Genomic DNA, 7897 nt, shown 5'->3' on the forward strand with positions numbered 1-7897 from the left:
TCACTCTCGCGCCCTGGGGCTGGCTCTCCGGGGGGGGGGGGCCCCCGGCGGCCCGGGGCGCCGCGCCCCCCCCTCCCGGGTGTTCTGCGTGGGGCAGGCGGTACCTGGTGCGGATTCCGCCGGATGCGGCGGTCGGGCGTGGCTGGTGCCGGGCGTGCCTGGTGCCGGACGTGCCTAGTAGGGCTGGCCGTTGGCGAAGTCGGTGGCGAAGGTCGACTCGATCGTGCTCAGCACGCCGGAGTCGGTGGTGATCAGACCGAGCTCGCGGTTGTTGTTCAGCGAGTTGTCGGAGAAGTTCTCCGAGCCGGCGAACACCTTGGCCGTCGACGTGCCGTAGTCGGCGACGATCGCCTTCGCGTGGATGTACAGGCCCGTGGTGGACGAGTACGTGACGATCCTGCCGCCGGCCGTCGTCACCTCGTCGAAGTAGCTGCCGTAGGAGTCGGGGTTCATGCCGACCACGCGCACGGTGACGCCGCGGCTCGCGGCGGCGGCGACGGCGTCCACCAGGGCCTGGTCACCGAACTCCAGCTCCTGGACGTCGAGGGAGGTCTGCGCGCCGTTGATCAGCGCGAGCAGGCGGTCCTGCGAGTCGGTGGGCGACCAGACCAGGTTGTCGCCGTCCGAGGGGGTGATCGAGGTCTTCGCGTAGTCCGCGGCGAAGACCTGCTCGATCGCGGCGACGTCGTTCGCGTCCGAGTCGAAGACGCCGTAGTCACGGCTGGACGAGTAGTAGGTGGCGTCCAGGTTGCCGGTCAGGATCAGGGACTTGGCGCCGTCCACGGTGACGGTCTTCTGGTGGGTGTAGACGTACGCCGAGGAGGAGTACGTCACGCCGACGCCCGCGGCCTTGAGCGCGGAGTACGCGGCGCCGTTGACCGAGGTGTGCTTGGCGTCCAGGATCACCCGCACCTTGACGCCCGCCTGCTTGCGGCCGATCAGGGCGTTCACCGCGGCGGTGTCGCGCAGCTCGTACATCGTCACGTCGACGGACTTGGTCGCCGAGTTGATGAAGTCGTCGACCAGGCTGTGGTTCTGGTCCGGGAACACCACGGCCGAGTAGGTGCCGGCCACGGCGTCGGCCCGGGCGGCGCCGGCCATCGGCACCACGGCGGCGGCGGACAGCAGGACGGCGCAGGCGCGGCGGGCGATGCGGGACAGGGGCATGCTGACTCCACGTCGGTGAGGTGGGGGCTGTGGGGACACACGGGCGTGCCGGAGGTGCGCACAGGCGTGCTGAAGGCGCGCACGGGCGTGCTCGACGTGCGCACGGGGGTGCTTGAGGTGTGCCGAACAAGCATGCGGCTCATCGGTTTACGCGGGTAGATCCCAGCAGGTAAAGCCTTGGCCGCCGTTCGGGAAACGGATTGTGGAGTCGATCGCGTTCACCGATCGCTCACATTGCGGCGATGGCCCCGGACGGAGATAGTGGATCTTCGAACCGCGCGGACCGACGCCGCGTCAGCCGAACGAGAAACCGAGGAACATGGCGAAGATCAGGCTCCTGCGTCCCCTGGCCGTGGCCGCCGCCGGTGTCGTCCTGATGGCGACCGGCGCCACCCACGCCGCCGCCGACCAGGGCACCCCGAGCGCGCCCGCACCCGACACCGCCGCGGTACTCGCCGCCCTGCAGACCACGATGAAGGCCGGCGCGCCCGGCGCCTTCGCCGTCGTCCACGACCACGACGACCCGTCGCTCGACCAGACGCTGACGGTCGGCAAGGCCGATCTCGACGGCACCCCGATGAAGGCCGACTGGCGCTTCCGGGTCGGCAGCAACAGCAAGATGTTCGCGTCCGTCCTGGTCATGCAGCTCGCCGAGCAGGGCCTCATCGACCTCGACAAGCCCCTGCGCGACTACCTCCCGGCCGGCACCCTGCCCGACGGCTGGACCATGACGGGCCGCCAGGTCATGGAGCACCGCGCCGGGATCTACGACCACACCAACGACCTCCTCGAACAGTCCGGCGAGGAGACCACCGCCGCGTTCGAGGCCCGCATCCGCACCAACGTCTACGCCCCGCGCGACCTCGTCGCGATGTCCGTCAAGCACGGCGTCCAGTACGCGCCGGGCACCAAGTACTCGTACTCCAACACCGACTTCGTGCTCATGGGCCTCGCCGTCGAGAACCTCACCGGCCGCCCCTACGCCGACGTCCTCCAGGAGCGCATCCTCGACCCGCTGGAGCTGCGCGACACCTCCTTCGTCGTCCCGGACCCGAAGATCCGCGGCGCCCACGTCACCGGCTACCTCACCAACGACGACCGCACCAAGCCGCTGCTCGACTCCACCGAGCAGACCGGCTCCTGGGTCTGGGCCGCGGGTGCGGTCACCTCCTCCGCCCGGGACCTCGACACCTTCCTCACCGCCCTCATGGCCGGCAGCTCCGGCGGACTCGTCTCCGACGACTCGCTCAAGCAGATGGAGGCCGCGATCCCGACCCCGACCGCGAAGATCTCCTACGGCCTCGGACTGCGCCGCATCTCGCTCAGCTGCGGCGACGTGTACGGGCACGGCGGGATCGTCCAGGGCTACCAGACCCAGTCGTTCACCACGCCGGACGGCCACCGCACGGTCGTCGTGTTCGCCAACGCCTCCAACAACGGCTCGGTGACGCAGGGCCTGATGGGCGCGCTGGAGCCGGCGTTCTGCGGGAAGAAGCCGGCCGCCGCCGCACCGCGGGCCAACGTCCGCTCGGCGGTGCCGAACGGCGCCGCCGTCCGGGACTACACCATTCCGGCGGTCGAGGACAGCCGGATCTGAGGCCGGCCGTGCGCTGACGGGCGCGGCGCCTCAGCCCAAGCCGGTCGGTGACGGGCTCCGCGCCTCAGCCCCCGGCGGCCGCCGTGCCCGTCCGGCGGCGACCCTGGCGGCCGTCCGCGCTGAGGTCCGTGAGCGCCTCGGTGAGGAGTTCGCGGGCCTCGTCGGCACGGCCCTGCTCGATCAGGGCCGTGCCGAGCTCGGTCAGCGTCTTCGTCATGCTGTCCGGGCGGCCGATCGCCTCGTAGTGGGTGAGCGCCTGGCGGTAGGCCTTCTCGGCGGCCGGCCACTGCTTCAGCGCCGCGCGGTCGAGGCCCAGTTCGTACGCCGTCATCGCCGACAGGAAGTGCATCAGCGGCGACTCCCAGCGCTCCACCAGTTCCAGCGCGCCCGCCAGCGCCAGCCGGCGGGACTCCACCGCCTCCTCCGCGCGGCCCGACTCGCGCAGGCAGGTGGCGGCGCCGCGCAGCGTGACCAGCCGTCCGATCCGGGCCGCCCGGTTGTCCACGGACGCGAAGGCCTCGGCCGCCCGGTGGTAGCTGTCGGTGGCCTCCTGGTGCCGGTGCAGCCTGCGCAGGCCGCTGCCGAGGTAGGTCAGCGCCCAGCCCTCCTGCTCGCGGTCGCCGAGCTCACGGGCCAGCTCCAGGCCCTCGCCGGCCAGTTCGACGCCGCGCTGGTAGCGGTGCAGGCAGGTGACGTTCGTCCAGGCCAGGTAGTTCACGTGGACGGTCTCGGCGTGCCGGTCGCCGAGGGCGCGCGCGGAGTCGACGGACAGCTGGAAGACCTCGCCCCAGATGTCCCAGCTCAGCAGCCGGTCCGAGAACCAGTGCATCGCCTCGGCGGTGTCCACCACCGCACGGTGCCGGCCCGCCCCGGCCGCCCGGTACATGGCCGCCAGCCACTCCGGGGACTCCTCCTCGAGCCAGCGCGTCGCGTCCGCGGTCGTCACCGGCGCCGTCGCCGGATCGGGGTCGCCGAGCACCTCCTCGCCGGTGCTGTCCGGGACGAACCGCAGGCCCGCCGCCGAGGCGCGCGCCAGCAGCAGCCCGGCCGCGGCCAGTTCGGCGGCCCGTACCTCTTCGGGGCTCTCGTCGGTCGTCAGCCGCTCCCCCGCGTAGAGCCGGACGAGGTCGTGCAGGCGGTACCGCTCCGGGGTGGCGAGCTGGACCAGCCCGGCGTCCGTCAGCTCCTCCAGACAGCGCTCGGTGCGCACCGCGGACAGCCCGGCGTACATCGCGGCGACCGGCGCGGTGAAGTCCGGTCCTGCGGTCAACGCGCAGCGGCGCAGCACCAGTTGGGCCTCGGCCGGCAGCCGGCGGTAGGACAGGGCGAAGGCCGGGCGGACGGCGAGGTCCCCCGTCTCCAGCAGGTCCAGCCGGTTCTCCTCCGCGGCGAGCTGCCGCACCAGGCGGCTCACCGGCAGCTGCTCGCGCGCCACCAGGCGCTGGCCGGCGATCCGCAGGGCGAGCGGCAGGTAGCCGCACAGGCGGGCGAGTTCGGCCACCGCGTCCGGTTCGGCGGCGATCCGCTCCCGGCCGGCGATCCTGGCGAGCAGCGCGGCCGCCTCGGTGGGCGCGAGGGCGTCCAGGCGCAGGCGGTGCACCGACTCCAGGCCGGGCAGGGCGTTGCGGCTGGTGACGATCGTCACGGCCGGGCCCGAGCCGGGCAGCAGCGGGCGGACCTGTGCCTCGTCGGCGGCGTTGTCCAGGACGAGGACGAGCCGGCGCTCGCGCACCAGGGCCCGGAACAGTCCGGCCCGCTCCTCCGTGCCGGCCGGGACGGCGCCGTCCTCGACGCCCAGCGCGCGCAGGACCTGGCCGAGCGCGTCGCGGGCGGGCAGCGGGGTGGGAGCCATGCCGGCGAGGTCGAGCGAGAGCTGGCCGTCGGGGAACCGGTCGGCCAGGGCGTGGGCGGCGTGCAGGGCGAAGGCGGTCTTGCCCAGGCCCGGCTGGCCGCTGACCAGGAGCACCCGGGGGTGGGCCGGGTCGTCCTCCCGGACCAGCTCGTCCAGGCGGGCGAGGACGTCCTCGCGGGCGGTGAAGTCGGCGATGTCCCGGGGGAGCGCGAGGGCGCCGGGCAGCATGGGGACGGCAGGGACGGCGGGGGTGGCCGGGGCAACTGGCGCGGCGGGGGCGTTCTCGGGGGTCGCTGACCCCTGATCGGCCGCGGCGGCTTTCGGCGCCCTGGGGCCGGCCTGCGCGGGGACGGTCGCGCGGGTGCCGCGTGGGCGTCCCGACTGGGCGGCCCGCTCCAGAGTCAGCGTGTCCGCCGCGTCAAGGCCCAGCGTCGAGGCCAGGGCCCGCACGGTGCGGCGCTGCGGCCCGCGCGTACGGCCGCGTTCCATGTCGCCGAGGGCCCGCAGGCTCACGCCGGAACGTTCCGCCAGTTCCTCCTGCGTCAGCCCCGCCCGCACCCGGTACCCGGCCAGCAGTCCGGAGAACTCCACGCCCCCGGCGACCGCGTCGCCCATCGACCCCACCCCTGACCCTGCCGGTACTTCTGCCACTGTTTGTGCCTCAACCACTACACGCAGGCAGAAGTATGCACGGTTTCACGCGGGCCCGGTGCCACGGCACTGCTGGTCAGTGCGTGTGCCAAGGGCCGCGGCGGCCGGACGGGCCAACGGGCGACCGGCCGGGCGGGCACGCGGCGCCGGTGGCAGAACTGCCGGTAGTTCTGCCTGTTCGCACACGGGCGGAACTGTGGAGGGGCGGAATTGGGATGGGCGGAACCGGGCGGAGAGGGCGGAACCGGGGACGTGTGCCGGCCCGGGTCGGGCGGCGGAGGCTCAGACGGCGCCCGACAGGAGCGAGTCCGCGCGGCGGCGGGCGGCGGCCGCGTCGCCGGTGCGGCCCACCGTTCCCAGCAGGTCGGCGAGCAGCGCGTGGGAGTCGGCCTGGAGCACGGTGTCGGCGAGTGTCCGGCCGAGGACGACGGCCAGTTCGGCGCAGTCGAGGGCCGGTCCGACGCGGCCCAGGGCGTGCAGGGCGCGGGCCCGTCCGTGGGTGGCGCGGACGGCGTCGGCGGTGTGGGCGGCGGCCAGCCGGACGGCCTCGTCGGCGTGGGCGAGGGCCTGGGCCGGGGAGCCGGCGAGGACGAGGGCGTCGGCCAGGTCGACGAGGGCGGCGGCGAGGAGGTGCGCGGCCTCGGGGGTGCGGGCGGCCGCGACGACGTCGGTGAACAGCGGGACGGCCCGGTCGTGCCGTCCGGCCCGGCCGAGCGCACGGGCGACACGGGCCCGGGAGCGCAGGCGCAGGAGCGGGTCCCCGGTGGTGGTGACGGCCCGGTCGAGGTGTTCGCCCGCGGTGCGGTGGGCGCCGCGGTCGACGAGGAGGACGGCGAGGTCGGTGGAGAGCCGGGCCACGGCCTCCGGGTCGCCGGCCGAACGGGCCGCGTGCAGACCGGCCTCCGTCGTGGCCCGCCAGCGGGCGCGGTCGTGCTCGACGCCTTCTCCGTCCTCTCCGCCTGCGCCGCCCGCGCCGCCTAGGAAGCCGTGGCCGGTGTACCCGCGACCGGCGTGCCCGTGGGCGGTGCGCCCGTGGGGGGCGTGCCCGCGACCGGCGTGCCCGTGGGGGGCGTGCCCGTGGGCAGCGCGTTCGTAGAACGTGGCGGCGCGGTGGGCGAGCTGCCAGGCCCCGGCGGTACGGCCGTGCTGTTCGGCGCAGAGCACGACCGCGCGGATGGCGCTCTCCTCCCGCCGGAACCAGGCCGCGCCCTCCCCGCCCTCGGCGGACCTCGCCCCGGTCGCGTCGAGGTAGTGGTCGATCAACCGGTCGAGCGCGGCGAGCCGTTCGTCGCACCCGAGGTCGGCGGCCTGCCGCGCGGCGTAGCGGCCGACCAGCGCGCGCCGGGCGTAGCGGCCGGGGGCCTGCTCCTCCAGGAGGTGCACGGCGTCGAGGCGGGCCAGGTGGGCGCGGGCCTCCGCGGCGGGCAGGTCGCCGAGGGCGGCGGCGGTGGCGGTGCCGATCTCGCTGCCGGGGTGGAGCCCGAGGAGCGCGAACAGCCGGGCGGTGGCCGGGTCGAGCGCGCGGCGGGTCCGGTCGAGGGCGGCGGCGATGCCGAGCGGGCCGCGACCGGTGCCGGTGAGGGTGGCCAGGGCGGCCTGGTCGTCGGCGAGTTCGGCGGCGAGGTCGTCCAGGCCCCAGCCGGGGCGGGCGGCCAGCCGGGCGGCGGCGAGGCGCAGGGCGAGCGGCAGGCGGTCGCAGCGCTCGGCGAGTTCGGCGGCGGCCGCGGGTTCGGCGGCGAGCCGGGCGGGATCGAGGGTGCGGGCCAACAGGGCGGCCGCGTCGTCGGGGGTGAGCGCGCCGACCGGCAGGGGGACGGCGCCCTCGCGGACGAGCAGGTCGCGCAGGCGGTGCCGGCTGGTGACGACGGTGACGGGCGCGGCGTCGGACGGCTCGGCGGGCGGGGCCGGCAGGAGGGGAGCCACCTGCTCCGCGGAGCGGGCGTCGTCGAGGACCACCAGCACCCGACGGCCCGTCAGCAGCGCCCGGTAGCGCTGGACGCGTGCGCCGAGCCCGGCGGGTACGGCCGACTCGCCGAGCGCGGTGAGGAACTCGCCGAGCACGTCGGCCGGGTCCCGGGGCCCGGCCTCGCCGAAGCCGTCCAGGTCGGCGTGGAGGACGCCCTCGGGAAACCGCTCGGCGGCCCGGTTGGCCCAGTGCTGCACGAGGGCCGTCTTGCCGGCCCCGGCCGGGCCGGTGACCAGGACGGGCCGTCCGGCGCGGGCGGGCGCGAGGGCCTCGTCCAGTCGGCGCAGGTCGTCCGCCCGGCCGACGAACCGGCGTTCGGCGGGCGGGAGTTGGGACGGTACGGCCTTCGGGCGGGGCGCGGCCACGGTGGCGGCGGGGCGGGTCAGGCGCTCGCCCGCGCGGCGCAGCTCGGGGCCCGGCGGGCCGTCGAGGCGGGCGACCAGCCGCCCGTACCAGGCCGCGGCCTCGTCGCGCCGACCGGCCTGGTCGAGGCAGGTGACGAGCCGGGCGGCCGGGCCCAGGCGGGCGGGGGGCGGCGGCTCCGGCGCGCGCGGCTCGGGCGCCAGGGGCGGCCGCCGCGGCCGGCGCGGGCCCCGCGCCGGGACGCACTTCCGCTGGCGGACCCCGGCGAGGCCGGGGTGGCAGTGACTGCGCGGCGAGCACG

General features: G+C 75.7%; 4 protein-coding genes. 1 reads left to right on the forward strand and 3 read right to left on the reverse strand.

The window, feature by feature from the left end; genetic code table 11:
- Nucleotides 1-174: 174 nt before the first annotated feature.
- Nucleotides 175-1167, reverse strand: coding sequence for a phosphatidylserine/phosphatidylglycerophosphate/cardiolipin synthase family protein (locus ACFV4F_RS40470; RefSeq protein ID WP_380510522.1), 993 nt, complete (start codon nucleotides 1165-1167; stop codon nucleotides 175-177).
- Between the two features lie 319 nt (nucleotides 1168-1486).
- Here ACFV4F_RS40470 and ACFV4F_RS40475 point away from each other — a divergent pair, with 319 nt between their 5' ends.
- Complete coding sequence (locus tag ACFV4F_RS40475; RefSeq protein WP_380444965.1) at nucleotides 1487-2764, forward strand: serine hydrolase domain-containing protein; 1278 nt, start codon at nucleotides 1487-1489, stop codon at nucleotides 2762-2764.
- 64 nt (nucleotides 2765-2828) lie between these two features.
- On the opposite strand, the gene ACFV4F_RS40480 is transcribed toward ACFV4F_RS40475, so the two are convergent.
- Nucleotides 2829-5231, reverse strand: a complete 2403-nt coding sequence (locus ACFV4F_RS40480; protein WP_380510525.1) for an ATP-binding protein — start codon at nucleotides 5229-5231, stop codon at nucleotides 2829-2831.
- Nucleotides 5232-5549: 318 nt separating this feature from the next.
- The coding region (locus ACFV4F_RS40485; RefSeq protein WP_380510529.1) for a hypothetical protein at nucleotides 5550-7897 on the reverse strand (2348 nt) is incomplete at its 5' end.

Origin of the sequence: Kitasatospora sp. NPDC059722 (assembly GCF_042733235.1) — a bacterium.
Classification (GTDB): domain Bacteria; phylum Actinomycetota; class Actinomycetes; order Streptomycetales; family Streptomycetaceae; genus Kitasatospora.

What these genes read in the sequence shown, in the direction of transcription:
- ACFV4F_RS40470 (WP_380510522.1), bottom strand. Translation starts at nt 1,167, where the DNA reads ATGCCCCTGTCCCGCATCGCCCGCCGCGCCTGCGCCGTCCTGCTGTCC.
- ACFV4F_RS40475 (WP_380444965.1), top strand. Translation starts at nt 1,487, where the DNA reads ATGGCGAAGATCAGGCTCCTGCGTCCCCTGGCCGTGGCCGCCGCCGGT.
- ACFV4F_RS40480 (WP_380510525.1), bottom strand. Translation starts at nt 5,231, where the DNA reads ATGGGCGACGCGGTCGCCGGGGGCGTGGAGTTCTCCGGACTGCTGGCC.